Annotated in this window: 19 protein-coding genes and 1 pseudogene; 7 read left to right on the top strand and 13 right to left on the bottom strand. The window is 54.7% G+C overall.

The features are described from left to right. Nucleotides 1-2: 2 nt before the first annotated feature. The 3 genes and pseudogenes from dmsD to B3X29_RS01455 form a co-directional block, all read right to left on the bottom strand. Nucleotides 3-617: a Tat proofreading chaperone DmsD gene (gene dmsD / locus B3X29_RS01465; protein WP_103179475.1), complete on the bottom strand. Its 615-nt coding sequence runs from the start codon at nucleotides 615-617 to the stop codon at nucleotides 3-5. A 35-nt stretch (nucleotides 618-652) separates the two neighbouring features. Next, nucleotides 653-3,082 (bottom strand): annotated as a pseudogene (ynfE, locus tag B3X29_RS01460) (selenate/tellurate reductase subunit YnfE). Between the two features lie 150 nt (nucleotides 3,083-3,232). After that, the gene (locus B3X29_RS01455) at nucleotides 3,233-3,538 is read right to left on the bottom strand and encodes a DUF1161 domain-containing protein (protein ID WP_159338962.1); all 306 of its coding nucleotides are present in this window, start codon (nucleotides 3,536-3,538) and stop codon (nucleotides 3,233-3,235) included. Nucleotides 3,539-3,643: 105 nt separating this feature from the next. On the opposite strand from B3X29_RS01455, the gene B3X29_RS01450 reads away from it, so the two are divergent. Further along, nucleotides 3,644-4,354 carry a YnfC family lipoprotein gene (locus B3X29_RS01450; protein ID WP_159338960.1) on the top strand — a complete coding sequence of 237 codons (711 nt, stop codon included), beginning with the start codon at nucleotides 3,644-3,646 and terminating at the stop codon, nucleotides 4,352-4,354. 38 nt (nucleotides 4,355-4,392) lie between these two features. Here B3X29_RS01450 and B3X29_RS01445 read toward each other — a convergent pair whose 3' ends face one another. Next, on the bottom strand, nucleotides 4,393-4,722 hold the full coding sequence (locus B3X29_RS01445; RefSeq protein WP_103179479.1) for a DUF1283 family protein: 330 nt from the start codon (nucleotides 4,720-4,722) through the stop codon (nucleotides 4,393-4,395). A 149-nt stretch (nucleotides 4,723-4,871) separates the two neighbouring features. Here B3X29_RS01445 and B3X29_RS01440 point away from each other — a divergent pair, with 149 nt between their 5' ends. From B3X29_RS01440 to B3X29_RS01430, 3 genes are all read left to right on the top strand, one after another. Continuing rightward, nucleotides 4,872-5,198, top strand: a complete 327-nt coding sequence (locus B3X29_RS01440; RefSeq protein WP_290503267.1) for a YnfA family protein — start codon at nucleotides 4,872-4,874, stop codon at nucleotides 5,196-5,198. Nucleotides 5,199-5,307: 109 nt separating this feature from the next. Next, nucleotides 5,308-6,522: a D-mannonate dehydratase ManD gene (gene manD / locus B3X29_RS01435; RefSeq protein WP_103179481.1), complete on the top strand. Its 1,215-nt coding sequence runs from the start codon at nucleotides 5,308-5,310 to the stop codon at nucleotides 6,520-6,522. An 11-nt stretch (nucleotides 6,523-6,533) separates the two neighbouring features. After that, nucleotides 6,534-7,553: a Zn-dependent oxidoreductase gene (locus tag B3X29_RS01430; RefSeq protein ID WP_159338958.1), complete on the top strand. Its 1,020-nt coding sequence runs from the start codon at nucleotides 6,534-6,536 to the stop codon at nucleotides 7,551-7,553. A gap of 184 nt (nucleotides 7,554-7,737) precedes the next feature. Here B3X29_RS01430 and B3X29_RS01425 read toward each other — a convergent pair whose 3' ends face one another. The 6 genes from B3X29_RS01425 to B3X29_RS01400 form a co-directional block, all read right to left on the bottom strand. Next, a complete protein-coding gene (locus tag B3X29_RS01425; RefSeq protein WP_290503266.1) occupies nucleotides 7,738-9,021 on the bottom strand; it encodes a tyrosine-type recombinase/integrase in 1,284 nt (427 codons plus the stop codon). Nucleotides 9,022-9,053: 32 nt separating this feature from the next. Continuing rightward, nucleotides 9,054-9,305: an excisionase family protein gene (gene xisR, locus B3X29_RS01420; protein ID WP_032617963.1), complete on the bottom strand. Its 252-nt coding sequence runs from the start codon at nucleotides 9,303-9,305 to the stop codon at nucleotides 9,054-9,056. 99 nt (nucleotides 9,306-9,404) lie between these two features. After that, nucleotides 9,405-9,644 carry a DUF4060 family protein gene (locus tag B3X29_RS01415; protein ID WP_164529772.1) on the bottom strand — a complete coding sequence of 80 codons (240 nt, stop codon included), beginning with the start codon at nucleotides 9,642-9,644 and terminating at the stop codon, nucleotides 9,405-9,407. A 37-nt stretch (nucleotides 9,645-9,681) separates the two neighbouring features. Continuing rightward, nucleotides 9,682-10,797, bottom strand: coding sequence for a RecT family recombinase (locus B3X29_RS01410; protein ID WP_290503265.1), 1,116 nt, complete (start codon nucleotides 10,795-10,797; stop codon nucleotides 9,682-9,684). 11 nt (nucleotides 10,798-10,808) lie between these two features. Beyond that, nucleotides 10,809-14,141: a RecE family exodeoxyribonuclease gene (locus B3X29_RS01405; RefSeq protein WP_290503264.1), complete on the bottom strand. Its 3,333-nt coding sequence runs from the start codon at nucleotides 14,139-14,141 to the stop codon at nucleotides 10,809-10,811. Nucleotides 14,142-14,280: 139 nt separating this feature from the next. Beyond that, complete coding sequence (locus B3X29_RS01400) at nucleotides 14,281-14,445, bottom strand: YdaE family protein (RefSeq protein ID WP_290503263.1); 165 nt, start codon at nucleotides 14,443-14,445, stop codon at nucleotides 14,281-14,283. A 93-nt stretch (nucleotides 14,446-14,538) separates the two neighbouring features. Between B3X29_RS01400 and B3X29_RS01395 the strand changes: the two genes are divergently transcribed. Continuing rightward, entirely contained in the window at nucleotides 14,539-14,730 is a 192-nt protein-coding gene (locus B3X29_RS01395; RefSeq protein ID WP_290503282.1) for a hypothetical protein, read from the top strand. A 197-nt stretch (nucleotides 14,731-14,927) separates the two neighbouring features. Here the strand turns inward: B3X29_RS01395 and B3X29_RS01390 are convergent, their stop codons facing one another. Genes B3X29_RS01390 through B3X29_RS01380 form a run of 3 tightly spaced genes read right to left on the bottom strand, consistent with a single transcriptional unit; the run spans nucleotide 14,928 to nucleotide 16,845 of the window. Continuing rightward, nucleotides 14,928-15,299 (bottom strand): ASCH domain-containing protein, encoded by a 372-nt coding sequence (locus B3X29_RS01390; protein ID WP_290503262.1) that lies wholly within the window; start codon nucleotides 15,297-15,299, stop codon nucleotides 14,928-14,930. Beyond that, nucleotides 15,271-16,338 carry an N-acetyltransferase gene (locus B3X29_RS01385; RefSeq protein ID WP_290503261.1) on the bottom strand — a complete coding sequence of 356 codons (1,068 nt, stop codon included), beginning with the start codon at nucleotides 16,336-16,338 and terminating at the stop codon, nucleotides 15,271-15,273. The genes B3X29_RS01390 and B3X29_RS01385 overlap by 29 nt, the downstream gene beginning before the upstream one ends. Nucleotides 16,339-16,362: 24 nt before the next feature. Next, nucleotides 16,363-16,845: a helix-turn-helix domain-containing protein gene (locus B3X29_RS01380; protein ID WP_290503260.1), complete on the bottom strand. Its 483-nt coding sequence runs from the start codon at nucleotides 16,843-16,845 to the stop codon at nucleotides 16,363-16,365. Nucleotides 16,846-16,858: 13 nt separating this feature from the next. Here B3X29_RS01380 and B3X29_RS01375 point away from each other — a divergent pair, with 13 nt between their 5' ends. Both B3X29_RS01375 and B3X29_RS01370 read left to right on the top strand, forming a co-directional pair. Next, complete coding sequence (locus B3X29_RS01375) at nucleotides 16,859-17,068, top strand: transcriptional regulator (protein ID WP_290503259.1); 210 nt, start codon at nucleotides 16,859-16,861, stop codon at nucleotides 17,066-17,068. An 11-nt stretch (nucleotides 17,069-17,079) separates the two neighbouring features. Further along, nucleotides 17,080-17,646, top strand: coding sequence for a toxin YdaT family protein (locus tag B3X29_RS01370; RefSeq protein WP_290503258.1), 567 nt, complete (start codon nucleotides 17,080-17,082; stop codon nucleotides 17,644-17,646). Nucleotides 17,647-17,655: the final 9 nt, after the last annotated feature.

The following is a 17,655-nucleotide window of genomic DNA, read 5'->3' as shown; positions in this document are numbered from 1 at the left end:
GATTAACGGAAAAGTGGTTTTTCGGCGACCGGGGTCAGCAGGCCGGATTGCCACTCAGCCAGCGTCAACTGTGCCAGTTTGCCCAGCGCGCGGTAGAACGGGTGGCCTGCGTTTTCGACAAACACGGAAAGAAAGCGCGTGCTCCAGGGCAGCAGATGCCAGGCCAGCAGTTGGTCGAGCTCTGCATCCCGGCCCGTTTCTGCCAGCCATGCCGCCATCAGCAGCAGGGTGCCAAAGTGATCTTCCGGCTCGTTGTTCGCCATCTCAAACACGATGCCGTTTTCCCGCATCCACTGGCGCAGCGCCAGGGTGGAATCCCCGAACAGCACGCTCTCTCGATCCAGCCAGACCGAGCCCCAAGGCGGCGCGGGCAGCGCCCACGGACCCAGAAACAGCCGTTGCCAGGCGGTACGCAAGGGTTCATCGGCAGGCTGGCAAAGCTCGTCGGCAATGGGGGCCAACAGGCACTCATCCAGCGGCCAGTCCTGCTGCCAGTCGTTGTGGGTTAAGGCCGTGACCAGCGGCGCGGCTTCGGGGCTATCCGGAGCGTAGTAAAACAGCGCGCCCAACACACGGGCAGTAAAGGCAAACGACTCTCTCATGACTTCATCCTTCATTTGCGCGGGTTGCCCCGCGCTGACACAGTAATTGGCTACGCCTTTTCAATTTGCACCAGATTGGTGTGCTGCGGATTGCCCTTCGCCAGAGGAGACGGACGATGGGTGGTCAGCGTGTTAATGCATGAGCCGTGGTCAATGCGATCCCCGGTCATGTTGGCATCGTGCCAGGCACCCTGGCCCATTGCGCTGACGCCCGGCATAATGCGCGGCGTGACTTTCGCCGGAATACGCAACTCACCGCGGGCATTATAAACCCGCACCATGTCGCCGTTTTTGATCCCACGCGTTTTGGCATCCACCGGATTGAGCCACACCTCCTGACGGCAGGCGGCCTGCAGCACATCGACGTTGCCGTAGCTGGAGTGGGTGCGGGCTTTGAAGTGGAAGCCAAACAGCTGTAACGGAAATTGGCTGCGGTCAGGATCGTCCCAGCCTTCGAAGGTGGAGGCGTAGATCGGCAGCGGACTGATGATTTCATCTTTTTCCAGCTACCAGGTGCGGGCAATATCGGCCAGCCTGCTGGAGTAGATCTCGATTTTGCCTGACGGCGTTTTAAGCGGATTAGCCGCCGGGTCGTCGCGGAATTTTTTATAGGCGATGAAATGCCCGTTCGGATCTTTACGCTTGTAGATGCCCATCGCTTTTAATTCCTCATAAGAGGGAAGCTGCGGATCTTTCGCCACCATCTTCGCGTAGAGATATTGTAACCATTCGGCCTGGGTCCGGCCTTCGGTAAAGCGCTGATAGACATCCGGGCCGAGGCGCTTCGCCACCTCGCTCATGATCCAGTAGATAGGCTTACGTTCGAATTTTGGCGCGGTCACCGGCTGGAGGAAGATGAGATAACCCATGTTCCCGGCATAGTCGTTGGGAATGATATCCTCCTGCTCGACGGTCATCAGATCCGGCAGCAGCAGATCGGCATATTTCGCCGACGAGGTCATAAAATTGTCAATGACTACAATCATTTCGCATTTACTTTCATCCTGCAAAATGTCGTGGGTTTTATTGATGTCCGAATGCTGGTTAATGAGGGTGTTACCGGCATAGTTCCAGATGAACTTGATCGGCACGTCGAGCTTATCTTTGCCGCGCACCCCGTCGCGGGTGGCGGTCATCTCCGGCCCGCGGGCGATGGCGTCGGTCCAGCTGAAGCAGGAGATTTGCGTTTTGACCGGATTCTCCGGCAGCGGCATCCGCTCAATGGTGATGGTGTAGGTGGATTCACGCGCGCCGCTGTTGCCGCCATTTATGCCGACGTTGCCGGTGAGGATAGGGAGCATGGCGATGGCGCGTGAGATGAGCTCGCCGTTGGCCTGGCGCTGCGGCCCCCAGCCCTGGCAGATATAGGCCGGTTTCGCGGTGCCAATTTCCCGGGCCAGCTTAATGATACGATCGGCGGGAATGCCGGTGATGCGCGAGGCCCACTCCGGGGTTTTGGCGGTGGCATCGTCGCCCTCACCAAGGATATAGGCCTTATAGTGGCCGTTGGCAGGCGCGCCTTCCGGCAGGGTGGTTTCGTCGTAACCGACGCAGTATTTATCGAGGAAGGGCTGGTCGACGAGATTTTCGTTAATCAGCACCCAGGCGATGCCCGCCACCAGTGCGGCATCGGTTCCCGGACGAATCGGGATCCATTCATCCTCACGCCCGGCGGCGGTGTCGGTGTAGCGGGGATCGATGACGATCATGCGCGCATTCGAACGTTCGCGCGCCTGTTCGAGGTAATAGGTGATCCCCCCGCCGCTCATGCGGGTTTCCGCCGGGTTATTGCCAAACATCACCACCAGCTTGCTGTTTTCGATATCCGAGGTGCTGTTGCCCTCGTTGCTGCCGTAGGTGTAGGGCATCGCGCAGGCGATCTGCGCCGTGCTGTAGGTACCATAATGGCTCAAAAAACCGCCATAGCAGTTCATCAGTCGGGCCACCAGAGAGGCGTAAGGCGAGGAGCGGGTGATATTGCCGCCGACAATACCGGAAGAGTAATTAATGTAGACCGCTTCGTTGCCGTATTTAGCGACCACGTCGCGCAGGCTGGTGGTGAGCAGATCCAGAGCGTCATCCCAGGAGATGCGTTCAAATTTCCCTTCACCGCGTTTGCCCACGCGTTTCATGGGATAGTTCAGGCGATCGGGATGATTGATGCGTCGACGAATCGAGCGTCCGCGCAGGCAGGCGCGCACCTGATGGTTGCCATAGGTGTCGTCGCCGGTGTTGTCCGTTTCAACCCAGTACACTTCATCGTCTCGCACGTGCAGCCGCAGCGCGCAGCGGCTGCCGCAGTTGACTGAGCAAGCGCCCCAGACCACTTTATCTGCGCGTGTCTGCTGTACTGCCGCGGCTGCGGGGCGTAAACCAAAGGGTAATGACAGGCCGCCTGCGGCAAGCGCAAGGGATCCGATGGCGGTCGATTTGACGAGGGTACGGCGGCTGATCCCGCCGCTATGCTCACTATCTGACATGACTCACTCCATTACGTTCGTCGTTTGAAAACTGATTTCAGCCGTGATGACGATCGGGCTAATGAAAGGGAGTGTTACCCATTAAGGGGGAGGTAATATTAATGTACATCAAAACAAACGAAATTCCCCCGCGCAAACGGGGGGGAATATTCACTGTGGCTCGCGCGGTGCAGGGGCCTGATTACCGCCTCCGCTTACCGGATAGTTGCCGCTGCTGGTGCGGGTATAGAGGATTTTGAGGGTGTCATTGGCGCAGTGGCCTACCACTTCGGCGTCGGGTTTGTCGGCCTGATCGTTTGGCACAATGTTCAGTATAAAACCGCTCTCCGGCACGCCATTATTGATGATCCGCTGCTGAATATCGCTTTTGATGCGCTCGCAGTTATCGGGTGCCGCCAGCGCGGCCGGGGCAATGCCCGCCAGCAAAAGTGCAGTAATCCAGGGTAACCGTTTCATATCTGCCTCCTTACGACTGTGTGTGACTATAATAGTAGCAGGGATAGTGTAAACGTTTGTATTTGCTACACTGCCCGGGATCCTCTTCTGCTATTGGTAGGTCATGTGAATAAACACGCGCTTATGGTTCTCCTGGCGGCTCTGTTGACGGGGTGTGATAACACCGCCGCGCCGCTGTCGTTTACGCCAGAGATGGCGAGCTTTTCTAACGAATTTGATTTTGATCCCCTGCGCGGGCCGGTGAAAGATTTCAGCCAGACGCTCTTCAATGATAAAGGGGAAGTGGCCAAGCGCGTCAGCGGCACGCTCTCTACGGAGGGCTGCTTCGACAGTCTGGAGCTGCACGATCTGGAGGCGAACACCGGCATCGCCCTGGTGCTGGACGCCAACTACTATCTGGATGCGCAAACCCAGCAGAAAAAGCTGCGGCTGCAGGGCAAATGCCAGCTGGCGGAACTGCCCGCATCGGGGATTTCATGGGATACCGATGACAACGGTTTTATCGTCAGCGCCCACGGCAAAGATATGGAAGTGAACTATCGCTACGATGCAGAGGGTTATCCACTCGGTAAAACCACCGTCTCCGGGGAGCAGCAGCTCTCCATTACGGCCACACCGGCGGCGGACAAGCGCAAGAAACTGGACTACACCTCGGTGAGCCAGCTAAATGATAAGCGGCTGGGCAAGGTGAAACAGACCTGCGATTACGATCGCCACGACAACCCGGTGGCGTGCGAGCTGGTAGTGGTCGATGAGAGCGTCAAGCCGGCAGTCTCGCGCAAGTACACCATCAAAAACACGATTGAGTACTATTAAACACCGCGCAGGAGGCTGCGCGGTGCTTTCAGGCAGAATCAGGGGGCCAGGGCGCGGCCAGTGCGGCGGTCAAGGCAGCGCAGGGTGTTGGGCTCCCAGTAGGCGTTCACATTGGCGCTCTGCTGGCATTTATCCCGGGCGTCAAAAGCGACATCCTCTTTATCCCACTCTTTTTCCACGCGGCTGTTCACCTTATGGCGCAGGCTGCGGGTATCGTTCCACTGCTCTTTATCCATGGCGGCATTTTGACGGCTCTGGGCGCTGTCGCCGGATTCAATAATCAGTTTGCTGGTGTTGGCGGATACTGGCGCGATGAAAACAGCAGCCAGCAGGGCAGCCAGGCAGAGGCGTGTGCTCATTTTACGCATAGCGATTTCCTTGTAGACGGTGGACGTTCGACGACTCCACCGGAGTTTTTACATCAGTCCATTTTGAGGGCATACCCACATCAGGCGTGTGGAAGGGTTCCTTTCACATTCGGGTATGATACCTCATCACACATCAGACAACGTTAAATATGTTTAAAACAACTTTGCTCTTTTTTGCCACCGCGCTCTGCGAAATTCTCGGCTGTTTTCTGCCGTGGCTCTGGCTGAAGAAAGGCGCCTCGGTGCTGCTGTTGATTCCCGCGGGCGCTGCCTTGGTGCTGTTTGTCTGGTTACTCACCCTGCATCCCGCAGCAAGCGGGCGCGTCTATGCCGCTTATGGCGGCGTCTATGTCTGCACAGCGCTGTTGTGGTTGCGGGTGGTCGATGGCGTAAAACTAAGCCTCTACGACTGGGTTGGGGCGCTGGTGGCGCTGTGCGGCATGCTCATTATCGTGGTAGGTTGGGGGCGCGCATGAGCGCCCAATATGTGATCCAGCGACGGTTTTTTGATCTTTATACTTGTATGGTAGTAGGGTAATTGCGTAGATTTCCGGCATCACAGTAAAAGATGTAAGGAACCGGAAAATGAAGATTGTAGGGGCTGAAGTATTTGTCACCTGTCCAGGGCGTAACTTTGTCACGCTGAAAATTACCACCGACGAGGGGATTGTCGGCCTGGGTGACGCTACCCTCAATGGCCGCGAGCTTTCTGTCGCGTCATATCTGAAAGATCATCTCTGTCCGCAGCTGATTGGCCGGGATGCCCATCGTATCGAAGATATCTGGCAGTTCTTCTATAAAGGCGCGTACTGGCGTCGCGGTCCGGTCACCATGTCGGCGATTTCAGCCATCGACATGGCGCTGTGGGACATCAAAGCCAAAGCCGCCAATATGCCGCTGTATCAGCTGCTGGGCGGCGCCTCCCGTGAAGGGGTGATGGTCTATTGCCATACCACCGGTCACACCATTGATGATGTACTGGAAGATTACGCCCGCCATAAAGAGATGGGATTCAAGGCCATCCGCGTACAGTGCGGCGTGCCGGGAATGAAAACCACCTACGGCATGTCAAAAGGGAAGGGGCTGGCGTATGAACCCGCCACCAAAGGCAACTGGCCGGAAGAGCAGCTCTGGTCAACAGAAAAGTACCTCGATTTTACGCCAAAACTGTTTGACGCCGTGCGCAACAAATATGGTTTTAATGAACATCTGCTGCACGACATGCACCACCGCCTGACGCCGATCGAAGCCGCGCGTTTCGGTAAGAGCATTGAGCAGTACCGCATGTTCTGGATGGAAGACCCAACCCCGGCAGAGAACCAGGAGTGCTTCCGTCTGATTCGTCAGCACACCGTCACTCCGATTGCGGTGGGCGAAGTGTTCAACAGCATCTGGGACTGCAAGCAGCTGATCGAAGAGCAGCTGATCGACTATATCCGCACCACCATCACCCATGCGGGCGGTATTACCGGAATGCGTCGGATCGCCGATTTTGCCTCGCTCTATCAGGTACGCACCGGCTCTCACGGTCCTTCCGATCTGTCGCCGATTTGCCACGCGGCGGCGCTGCACTTCGACCTGTGGGTACCCAACTTTGGCGTACAAGAGTACATGGGCTATTCCGAGCAGATGCTGGAGGTCTTTAACACCAACTGGACCTTTGAAGACGGCTATATGCATCCGGGCGATAAGCCGGGCCTGGGCATTGAGTTTGATGAAAAACGGGCAGCGAAATATCCCTACGATCCCGCTTATCTGCCCGTTGCACGTCTTGAGGATGGCACGCTGTGGAACTGGTAAAGGAGCAAAAAATGAAAAGTATCGTTATTCAACAACCGAATTCTCTGGCTCTCGAAGAGCGTCCGCTACCCGCCCCTGCGGCAGGCGAAGTACGCGTCAAAGTGAAGCTGGCCGGGATCTGCGGTTCCGACAGCCATATCTATCGCGGCCACAATCCGTTCGCCAAATATCCCCGGGTGATCGGCCATGAGTTCTTCGGCGTCATCGATGCTGTCGGCGAGGGCGTCGACACCGCACGCCTGGGCCAGCGCGTCTCGGTTGATCCGGTGATCAGCTGCGGCCACTGCTACCCATGCTCGGTAGGCAAACCGAACGTCTGCACCTCGCTGGTGGTGCTGGGTGTGCATCGCGACGGCGGCTTCAGCGAATACGCCGTGGTACCCGCTAAAAATGCCTGGGTCATTCCGGATGCCGTCAGCGATGAACATGCGGTGATGGTTGAGCCATTCACTATCGCGGCCAACGTCACCGGCCACGTCAGCCCGACCGGGCAGGATGTGGCGCTCATTTACGGCGCCGGACCGATGGGGCTGGTCACCGTCCAGGCGCTGAAGGGCGTCTACAAGGTGAAACAGGTCATTGTGGTCGATCGCATCGACGAGCGTCTGGCGATGGCTCAGCGTAGCGGGGCGGACTGGGTGATTAACAACGGCAACCAGTCTCTGCAGGCGGTGCTGGAAGAGAAGGGCATTAAACCCACGCTGATTATTGATGCGGCCTGCCACCCTTCTATTTTGCAGGAAGCGGTCAATCTGGCTTCGCCGGGCGCGCGCATTGTGCTTATGGGCTTCTCCAGCGAGCCGAGCCAGGTTGCGCAGCAGGGGATCACCGGTAAAGAGCTTTCTATATTCTCGTCACGTCTGAACGCCAATAAATTCCCGGTGGTCATCGACTGGCTGGAGAAAGGGCTTATCGACCCTGACAAACTCATTACGCATCGCTTTGCGTATCAACACGTTAAAGACGCCATTGAACTGTTTGAGAAAGACCAGCGGCAGTGCTGCAAGGTATTACTGACGTTCTCTGAATAATAATACTGAATGCGGTTTAGCGGTACGCATCTTACCCTTTTGAGATTGCCAATATGACTCAAGTACAACATGAAAGATCCACATCTGACCTGATAAGAGCCGCCGTCTCCGGATGGCTGGGTACCGCGTTAGAGTTTATGGATTTTCAGCGCTAAGAGGGGTATGTCGAGGATATTTAAAGATATTATGCAGCAGTCCTGTCGCTGTGGGGCATGGTTGGGGCAAAGTCGCTTAATTTTGAACTCAACATGGCGATCTGGTCCAGGTTGTTTTCCTCCATCCACTTCCCGTAAACCTGAAAAACCATCTGCGCATCGGCATGACCCATCTGGTTAGCAATGAAGTTCGGGTTTGCTCCTGCAGACAGCGACCAGCACGCATAGGTGTGTCTCGACTGATATGATTTCCGGTGGCGAAGCCCGGCTCTTTTCATTGCCGCATCCCACGAGTTCCCTATGGAGTTGATGGAGAAGTGCTTGCCGTAGTTCCCGGCCCTGGCTGTCAGTGACGGCAGGAAGACAAACGTGCACTTATTGAACTCTTTCTTTCCGTACTCCCTCAGCTTAACAGCTACGTTATGCTCCTGAGAGAGGCGGGTCATTTCATACTGGCTTTTGAATGCCTCGAGTGCTGGCTCGATCAGGTGCACAACCCGGTTAGTGCCGGCATTGGTTTTTGGTAGCGTGAAGATCCCTTTCTGCGTCAGGCTTCTTCTGACGGTGATTGTTCCCGCTTTCAGGTCCACATCCTCCCAGGCAAGTCCGCACAGTTCACCCGGTCGCAATCCGGTGTAAACGGCGATAGCCCACAGATTCTTGCTCTGCTGATGGTGGCAGGCGTCAATCAGGCGAGGAAACTCCTCCCGGGTGATGGGGTCAGGATCCGGGCGGGACTCTCGCAGAGGGGTCACACCGTTCATTGGTGACTTTGAAATGTAGCCATTTTCGACCGCAAACTGGAAGATACCGAACAATACGGTCATGTAGTTGTTCACAGTAACTGCGGATCGACCCCACTTCGGTGTTTTATGTCCCTGCTTCATGACCTGGAAACCGGTCAGCAATTCCTTCCGGACTTCAAGCATGCTCTCTTTGGTGATTGAGGTGAGGAGGGTGTCAGGCCCAATAATAGCCATGACATTTGCAATGACTCGACCGTAAGTGTTGAGCGAGGATTCTGCCACCTCCATTTCCTTCAGTGCAAGCCATCTCCCGGACAGCTCCCCAATCGTTACCTCTTGCCTTGCCTCCCCGAACCGCGCCAGGTTCTGGGAGGAGGGGAACTGCTGGGCATAGTTGAAGGTACCGGTTTTGATGGCATAGCAGATCGACGTCCGTAACTCGCCGGCCACCTTTCTGTTTTTGGGGGTGTCAGCCACCCCCAGGCTTTCACGCACTCTGACCCCTTTATAGATGAACCACAGCCTTAGCGTGCCGCCGTGGTTTTCCACTCCTGTTGGGTATTTCATAACGATTCCTCGTTGGTTGATGGTCAGAGTATTTAAGCAGATTGTCGCCGCGGTTTCGCTGAGGCCTGACGCTCAATCCAGCGGTCGATCTCATCCAGGTTGTAAAAACAAGGGCTGTTATCCCATGGACTACAGTCAAAAGAGACGTGTTTGTATTCCTTCCCCTCCAGAAAAGTCTTCTCCCGCGCCTTTTTCAGCGTCCCTTTTTTAATCCCCTTCAGAGCTATCAACTGCTCCTCAGACACCCATTTCCCGGGCGATACCATCATGATTACTTCACTCATACCTTTCTCCACTTAAACTGAACGCCGGGGCGAACTGGCTATTTCTCCGCACCCGGCACAGCCATCAGCTGTTTTAGGTTTCTCGGTGATATTTCAATATCAGGCGATCTGACCGGGTAAGGATCGCAGGCGGCGCATGCCGGTCATCGCCGTGGCCACGTAGCTCGCCTTACGGTTCACCACCTCCACCCAGACCTTCACTCCTTCCACCCGCACCGTGTACGTCTCTTTCATCCGGCTTCGCCCGTAGTTGCCGTAGCGTTCCTGATGAGCCGCCAGTGCGATGTCGCATGCCTGGCGAGCCAGTGGGGACTGTGTGCTGCGGTTGATTAATCGCATAAGTTTTCTACCGGGAGGGCGAACCCTCCCGCCTCCCTTAGGCCAAGTATTCCGGTTTCATATCCGCCAGGGTGATGCTGAACTTATCGTGCAGCTCGTCGCCCATATGACGTTTGGCCGCCGCCAGCACGCGCTCGGCTTCTGCGAATTGCTCAGCAGCGCCCGGTTCGCCTGGTTGTGGCAGGGAGTTGATCACCGCCTCGACCGCATTACGGTGCTTCACCAGGTGGTAGCGGCGCGTAGCCTTGTTCTTCAGTTCGGTGAACAGGGTGGTCCCGAGAGCAGCCTTTGCCTCGTTGATTTCATTGCCGACGGTGGTGGCGGTTTCCAGCGTTTCAGCAGCATCAATGCGATCCCGGAAATCATCGGCCAGACCATCGATGTTGGCGGCCGATTCCTGCGCGCTGTGGGTGTGTGTTACGGTGTCACCTTTGATATCAGCCAGGCTAACGCGCTGGGCGGGTGCCGGGTTGATCTCCTTCTCGGTGCGCTGCTCGACTTCATCCAGGGTGTACACGCCGAGGACGACCGCAGGGCAGTACAGGCGCGCCCAGTACTTGAGGGCCAGATACGCGATCTGCTGTTTAGGGTTCGATACCCATAGCGGAGAGTTACGGGTAATTACGCTGGACAGGAATACCGGTTCGCCCCAGGTAATCTCGCTTTCGCCGCGAATGACGGCACCCACACGAACCGACAGGCCCTGCTCGTCGGCGCTGGTCCAGCCGCGTACCATTTCTTTCTTGTCGTACGTCCCGCCGCCTTTTGCTGGCTTCTTCACGATCTCTTCGCGGCTACTGGCGCACTTGGACCAGTCGCCTTCGTACTCATAATGGAAACGGCCCACAATGGCGTTGGAGCTGGAGATAACCGCGTTTACCAGCTGTGCTTCATACCCCAGCACGCCGTTGACCAGGTGCGTTTTCTGCGCCACAGCGTAAGGGTTCATGCCCCACTGCATGGCCTGCATGACGATCGCCATACAGTCGGCGGGATTGCCACGAAGGTGCTCAGGAACGGTGACGGCGGACTGCGCCATTAATCCGGCGAACGCCTGGAGCTGCCCCAGCGCCTGCACGTTAAAAATGGAATTAGTAGCAGAGATAGTGTTTGGAGCTTGCTGCTCCGCGGTTACGATATTCATGTTTTCCATCGTCATTCCCCTTATGCCTGAGTACGCAGCGCTTCAAGGCGGCGCAGGTCGAAGTCGTTCAGTTCGTCGGTGTAGTCTTCGGTGATCGGCGCTGGCCACACGCCAGTGTCGAAAGCGTTGGCGATGCGGTTCATCGTCTGGCGATACTCGAGCATGCCAAGCTCAATCAGCTCTTCGCTGGCCTCAACGATGGCGATCCAGTGATAACCCTCGTCTTTGTTGACGAAAATCCAGAAGAACTGGTCCAGTGCGGCGGTATGCATGTACATGGCCGCGCTGAGGTGATAATCGCGGTCGATGATTTCCCGGTGGAGGCGAGCACGCAGGCCGGACTGCTTCACGTTCCACATGCTGATGGTTTTCAGATCGGCACCCACGCGCACCGCCTCGATGTCGATTTCCAGATCCGGGCGCACGCGGATTTCCAGACCGGTCTCTTCGTCGATGCCGAAATAGCTTGTCTCAACGGCGCGCTCAGGGTGCAGTAGCAGTTTTCCGGCGGTCGGGTGCTCATGCAGCGCTTTCTGAATGGCCAGCGCCGTTTGCATCTGCTGGTGGGTCACCAGGATTTTGTCGCCCGGGTTCTCGCGCCATGCATCCAGCAGTTCGTCAGCAAACACGGCATCCGGCTTAACGGACTTAACCGCCTGGATCATCTCCGCTTTGGTGCCGGACACTTTCAGTGGTGCCGGTTTCTGCGCTTCCTGCGCCACCAGGTCAGGATTGATGATTGCCAGCTGCTCCAGCAGCGCGTCACGGCTGCCGCTGGTTTTCACCGGCGCGGGTAGGGTGGCGTTGTACTCTTTGATGCAGGCCTTCATCGCGGCAGCAGTCTGTTTCTGGTCTGGCTCGATACGCTGGAACTCAGCTGGCAGCGTCATATAGCTCTGCGCTGTTTCTTCCAGGCTGCCGCCCATCGGCACCTGCGCGGGCAGGGTGGCGTTGTGCTCTTCCAGCAGCGCTTTGATATCGTCAGCGCTCAGCGGTGCCGGCAGGCTGGCGTTGTGTTCGTCGATAAAGGCGCGCAGGGTCGCCGCGGTAGTGAATGCCCCTTTCGGGATCACCGGTTCCACGCTGAACTCTTCATCAAGGTTTTCTGGCTGCAGCGCTAGCGCATGCACCAGGTTGCCCATATCCAGCACCTTGGAGCCTTCGCGCGGGATGGTCTTAGCAACGTGGCGCGCGTTGAAGTACATCAGGCTGACCCGGGCATCCTTCACCTGGGTGCTGCTTATCCCGTTCGCTGCGTGGTAAACGTTGTTCGGCAAACCCTCATAGCGGCCCGGTTCGAAGTACGCTGGGTATTCCGGCGCGCTGGCGGTTTCCTCCGGCGCTTCGGTGGTTACTTCCAGCTGCGTGGCGTTCGCCAGCTCCGGCGCCGCGGCGGCCAGAATCTCAGCCGGGCTCAGGGCAACTGTTTGCGGATCAGTTGCATCAGTGCTTTCGCCTGGTTGAACCGGGTTACCAGCTTCTCTTTCCGCCGGGTCAGTCTCTTCCATCTGCACATCGCTGGTGGTCTCCTCTGTAACCGGTGAACGGTCATCTGTTTGTGGTTGGTTTTCGTTCATCAGGCCTTCGATGGAGAACATGCCGCCGCCGAGGTTCGCGACCTGTGGCTGGCTGGTGGCGGTCAGGTCTTCTTTAACCCACTTCGGATCGGCTGGGTCGCTGACGCCTTCAACGAATTCCCCGCGATCTGCCGCCAGTTGTTGGTTAACTTCACTTTCCCAACTCACTTCTGGGGTGTGGCGCGCCGCAGCCAGCGTTTCCGTAGTAGGATTTTCGTGGTCGGTTTCGGTCAGGTTCGCGTGGATGTATCCGGCAAGACGCCCTGGCTGTTTGTAATATTCAGGGTGAGCGCTACGGATCAGCGCAAAAATTGCAGCGCGGGAATAATCCAGAACGCCGGGCGTTGCGCGCAAAGCTTCAGACCATTCTTTGAACGGACTTTCGTTCGCGGCGACGATAGCCTTAGCCTGGCGGAAAACATCACCAGGAATGTCGTAAATATTGAAATCTGCTGACAGCGTTGCCAGTGCAATTTCAGTATCGAGCCCGTCAAAGTCGGGTTTGTAGTTAGGATTGCGATCGGTTTTTCCGCAGCCGCCCGGTTGTGCTGCTGGCATCCCAGGTTCAGCAGATGGCACAGGCAGCGTCAGCAACTCAGTTGCAGCGTTGAATTCAGCCGTCATCGTCCGGTTAACGAACTCAAGGTGAGCAACCGGGTTAAGGTGGATATCCTCAGGCGCGATGCGCACCAGGTTGAAGATGGCTGCGCGGTTCACTGCCAGAATGCCAGGCTGATTGCGCAGAATTTTGCTCCACGATTTCCATGGATCTTCTTTTTTCTCGATGATTTCTTTGGCGCGGCGCGCGATGCCGCCGGGGATTTCCCGATAGTTGAAATCCATCGGCAGCAGAGCGCAGGCAATCTCGGAATCGAGAGTGTCCAGTGTGTGATACGCGCCTTCTCCACGGTCAGTTACGTACCCGCCGTCAGCATTAGTGCCAGCGTCGGTGCGCTGCACGTGATTGATGCGGTTGCCGGCGGCCCATTCGCGCGTAAGGATCCCACGGTCGATATATGGGGTGGCTACCCAGGCCTTTGTGAAGTGCAAAAGCAGGCCCAGCTCATGGCGCTTATCCATGCTGAACACTTTGCGAATTGCGTTCGTGTAACGCCACAGGTCTTTGGTATCGAAAGCCTTAACTTCCGGGAAATTTTCAGCAGCGAGCAGAAGATCCTGGACATAACCATTGTCGGTATCCATTTCCAGCGCGTGCAGTTCCGCATTCTCGCTGCGGGTGATGTGGTGGCGCAGTTCGTCCACCGTCAGCTGGGCAAGCAGCTGTTTGCGGAATGGCATTTTGCAAACTGGGTAGTGGGCACCGCCATCGTCGTGCTCGCTTATCTTCAGGCCATACTCATACAGAGGTTTTGGGGCCTCATCCTTGGCGGCATTGCCGACTTCTGGAGTTTCAACGGTAGTTACCGGCGCGGCAGGCAGTTCCGCATCGCTGGTGGTGCTGGCCGGGGTGAGGGTGGTTTCACCCTGAGATGCGGCGCCGGGGATCATTTTCCAGGTGCGCTGGTCGTCGGCCAGTTCGTAGCGTTCGCACCAGGTGTAATCGATGGTGCTTTCTTCAGGCAGGTCGTCAACAACAGGCATGTCGGTACGTACAGGCTTGGCGTAGTCCTTACCGCGGCCAGTTTCGATGCCTGCATCTTCCAGCTCAACATCGAGCGTCAGGGCGGCGCGGGCTTCGCTTTTCGCAGTGAACCAGATCACTGCATCTTGCTTACCAGATTTCTGAGTGGCCTTAACCACGTAGAAAAATTCCATGTCAGATCCTCATTTTTGGATGTAAGATCCCCGGGCCAGAGATAGCGCCCATTGGGTGTGTTTTTGGTTTTGGTAAAAATTCCGGTGTAACTTTGGTCGGTGGCACCGGACGTAGACCCCGCCTTGCGCGGGTTTTACGTTATGCTTCGTGGGCCATCTGGTCGTACGAAGCGCAACGCTTAGAGCAGTAATCGAGTTCTTCGCGCGCCAGCTGGGCGCCGCGAATGAAGAGCAATACGTTTTTAACTTCTTTCCCTTGCTCGATTGGTTTGCGGCAGTACGCGCATTCTTTCGAGTTACGCATCAGGATTCCCCTTCTGTGCCAAGAGGTAACAGAGGCGGCGAATAAACGCCCCAAAAGAACTCAGTTTTACGGCCTGCTGCCGTACTGGCTTACGTGCGTAGTCAATCATGGTCACCCTCTTTTGCCCTTGTCGCCAGGCTGGCGGAACGTTTCTTTAACCTGATGCGCGTTAATCACTCCACCTCATCCGACTATTCGTATGCCGTCGGCGGCTACTTCGTGGGCTCCATGCCTGGGTGGTTCGTGGTGCGTCTTGGTGATACTAGTAAATCACCACTTTACTAAATGGTCAAGCAGTGAAGCGATAAAAAGTACAGCAATGCTTTACTTGGTGGATTTGGTGTGTGAAATTGCGTGATAGAAGGCAAAAAAAATCCCGACGCAAGGTCGGGATCTTGAAGTTTGGGGAGATGGCGCGGCTGCGGAGTTCGTGGGAGAGGGCATAAAATACCCGGCGCGATGGCCGGGTTTATCAACATGATTTAGAGGTAGAGAAAAGATTGTGGGGCTTTTATGCCCTCTCCCAAAGAAGATAGTGGTAGAGGAACTTCAAATCTTTCGACTTCACCAACTTTTATGGCGTAAGCGGTCTCTCTGCCTGAGTAGTAACTATCAAAAAAATTCTTGGAGATGCCGGCGTATTTTTTTGTCTTAATCCATAAAGATTCTGGATCGTTTTTCAGTATTTCATCAATACTGAACTGGCCAACTATCTTACCAACTGGCATGGTTGCGTAAATCACAACTGTAGTTATGTTGTTGTTTTTAAAAATACCCTTCCTGAATTCAAATTTCTTTGTGCCATTAAGAATTTTTTCAGCGAATTCAGGTTTGATTGACAATAAAACTTTCATCTACCTTACCCAGTTCAAGAATTTTATTGAATTGCACATCAGACAATTCAAAATGGCTCCAGCGAAAACCTCTAGTGCCGTTTAACCCAACTTGATCTATTAAGGTAGCACGATTAGGACGCTTTGGTAAAGCTAAGTTATAGGTAAATCTCAGTACGTAAGGATATTGTCTTTTTGAATAGTACTCACGTAATTCCTCTTCAGAAAAAACGCTAAATTTTGAACAGTATTTTACAAATGATTCTTCATCCGGGAAATCATCCATATGTCTTACGTTTTCTACAACACAAATAGAGCTAGCTACTGCCCTATAATATGCCGGACCTTGATTATCACCAGTTCTGTATATAACAATTATGTCCCCGCGCTTCATACCTGCAACGCTACGCATTCCGCAGATATATATTTTGTGGATACTATTTGCATGGGAGACATCTTGAAGCATGTCAGGCGACTCAGTAACAAGTTTTGAATCGGGGAATAATCTTGTGTGGAATTCTGGATAGATTGCCAGCAGAAATTTTCTTCCCTGTGATGATAACACCAAGGGATAGTCTAGGAGCACATCCCCATTAATATCGTGCATAGAGCGCGCGTAGACATACTCTTTACCATTAGCAGACTCTTTATCTCCATGCTTATAAAAACCATAAGTCTGGAATAGCCTGATTAAGTGTTCATGCTTTTCGAAAACAGTAACATAAATATCGTCTGACCCAGATGATATGGCATGATCAAATGCTTTTTTTAAAAAGCGCTGCCCGCGAAGCGTTCCTTTTGATTCAAATTTGAATGTGCCTATTTTAAGGTGTTTTCCGTCAGGCAGGGAGGGGGAGATGTCCTCGGCATCATCATCCTCTTTCAAATACATGAATCCTTCAATCTGATGGGCATCATCATAGAGGACATAAGCAGACTCACCATTATTGGCCTTTTTCTTCAGCCATACCGGGAACTCAGTATAATCAGCCTTAAGAGAGTCGAAAAAAGAATCGTCATGATCAAATTCACTAAATTTTTCATACCTTAAGCTATCCATCCTTGCCCCTTCTTACGGTTAAGTCTAGTTAGTATTTGATTCGGTTTTGTCGCCTTTGATTCTGCGACTCATGTACTTCTCATACAACTCGTCCAACTCCTTCAGGCGAAGCGCAAAAATGCGGAGCATGTTCTGTTGCTCTTCTTCCGGCAGCTGGCGGTAGAGCTCCAGTAAGCGCTGTTCGTCCGGCTTGAGTCCGTCTTTCTCACCAACGTCCTCACCGAGTAACCATGGCACCGATACGCCAGCTGCGTCTGCAACAGCCAAGGCTGATTCTTTGCTGATTTTACCGGTTCGAAACCACCCGGTTACCGCTTGCTTACTGACGTTGGCAACCTTGGCCATCTCTGTTTTGGAGAAGCCTTTGCCATTCAATTCAGTCAGCCTGGAAATAAGGCTCTGGTTGGGATCTTTTTTATTCATGCATGGATTGTAAACAATAGCTTTACCAGTTGATAGGCAGGCGTGTATTGACTCAATGGTAAATTGGTGCTTTACTTTGCTCACTTAAGGAGGTCCTATGACTGGTATTGAAAATGCAATTCTCCGATCCGGCTCAGCCAGCGCGCTTGGCGCCCTGATCGGCGTTTCAAAAATGGCCGTTTCGCTGTGGCGCCGCAACGGCATTCCTGCCGAACGTGTGCTGCCAGTGTTCGAGGCTACAGGCGTAACTCCCCACGAACTGCGCCCTGATCTCTACCCGAACCCCACTGATGGTTTACCTAAGTAGGAGCACTGACAATGCAAACACTAATTTTTAACCATGATAGCAGCCCGGTCCCAGGGCGGGTGACATCGAAATATCAGGAGCTTCCGCGTCAATCGTACAAACTCTCGAACATTCGGGCGGCTGTAAAAGCCTGGAACAGGGCAACGCCCGGCGATGCGCAAAACTACATCTCGCAACTTGTTGCGAAAGAGTGGTTTGCCAGTGGTGGTCGTGGCCTGTTGCTGGCCGGTTCGGTGCACGGCACCAAAGTTAATTTCTTCCGGATGATTAATAACACCGGGCCGAAGTATGACAAGTATCTGGAGATGCTGACTCCGGCAATCGTGGCGGTGATGGCTCGCGATAACGAGAAGGTGGCGCGTGAGTTTTGCCTGGTGACAGGCAAGACTAAGGGTCAGCGACTTGCGGATTCCATCAAAGAATCGAGTGATGTCCATCAGGCTGCATCGATGGACGCTCCAGTGCCTGTACTTTGCAAGGAAATAAGCGAAGACATCGTTGCCAAAATTCACCTGGTGGGCATTGAGTCATTCGCGCTGATCATGGCACAGGTCACAACGATGCTGGGGACTGTATGACGGGATCTA

The sequence above is a fragment of the Leclercia sp. UBA5076 genome (genome assembly GCF_002416465.1).
Taxonomy (GTDB): Bacteria; Pseudomonadota; Gammaproteobacteria; order Enterobacterales; family Enterobacteriaceae; genus Enterobacter.
This window is presented reverse-complemented; position numbering and strand designations above follow the sequence as displayed.

What these genes read in the sequence shown, in the direction of transcription:
- dmsD (WP_103179475.1), bottom strand. Translation starts at nt 617, where the DNA reads ATGAAGGATGAAGTCATGAGAGAGTCGTTTGCCTTTACTGCCCGTGTG.
- B3X29_RS01455 (WP_159338962.1), bottom strand. Translation starts at nt 3,538, where the DNA reads ATGAAACGGTTACCCTGGATTACTGCACTTTTGCTGGCGGGCATTGCC.
- B3X29_RS01445 (WP_103179479.1), bottom strand. Translation starts at nt 4,722, where the DNA reads ATGCGTAAAATGAGCACACGCCTCTGCCTGGCTGCCCTGCTGGCTGCT.
- B3X29_RS01440 (WP_290503267.1), top strand. Translation starts at nt 4,872, where the DNA reads ATGTTTAAAACAACTTTGCTCTTTTTTGCCACCGCGCTCTGCGAAATT.
- manD (WP_103179481.1), top strand. Translation starts at nt 5,308, where the DNA reads ATGAAGATTGTAGGGGCTGAAGTATTTGTCACCTGTCCAGGGCGTAAC.
- B3X29_RS01430 (WP_159338958.1), top strand. Translation starts at nt 6,534, where the DNA reads ATGAAAAGTATCGTTATTCAACAACCGAATTCTCTGGCTCTCGAAGAG.
- B3X29_RS01425 (WP_290503266.1), bottom strand. Translation starts at nt 9,021, where the DNA reads ATGAAATACCCAACAGGAGTGGAAAACCACGGCGGCACGCTAAGGCTG.
- xisR (WP_032617963.1), bottom strand. Translation starts at nt 9,305, where the DNA reads ATGAGTGAAGTAATCATGATGGTATCGCCCGGGAAATGGGTGTCTGAG.
- B3X29_RS01415 (WP_164529772.1), bottom strand. Translation starts at nt 9,644, where the DNA reads ATGCGATTAATCAACCGCAGCACACAGTCCCCACTGGCTCGCCAGGCA.
- B3X29_RS01410 (WP_290503265.1), bottom strand. Translation starts at nt 10,797, where the DNA reads ATGGAAAACATGAATATCGTAACCGCGGAGCAGCAAGCTCCAAACACT.
- B3X29_RS01405 (WP_290503264.1), bottom strand. Translation starts at nt 14,141, where the DNA reads ATGGAATTTTTCTACGTGGTTAAGGCCACTCAGAAATCTGGTAAGCAA.
- B3X29_RS01400 (WP_290503263.1), bottom strand. Translation starts at nt 14,445, where the DNA reads ATGCGTAACTCGAAAGAATGCGCGTACTGCCGCAAACCAATCGAGCAA.
- B3X29_RS01390 (WP_290503262.1), bottom strand. Translation starts at nt 15,299, where the DNA reads ATGAAAGTTTTATTGTCAATCAAACCTGAATTCGCTGAAAAAATTCTT.
- B3X29_RS01385 (WP_290503261.1), bottom strand. Translation starts at nt 16,338, where the DNA reads ATGGATAGCTTAAGGTATGAAAAATTTAGTGAATTTGATCATGACGAT.
- B3X29_RS01375 (WP_290503259.1), top strand. Translation starts at nt 16,859, where the DNA reads ATGACTGGTATTGAAAATGCAATTCTCCGATCCGGCTCAGCCAGCGCG.
- B3X29_RS01370 (WP_290503258.1), top strand. Translation starts at nt 17,080, where the DNA reads ATGCAAACACTAATTTTTAACCATGATAGCAGCCCGGTCCCAGGGCGG.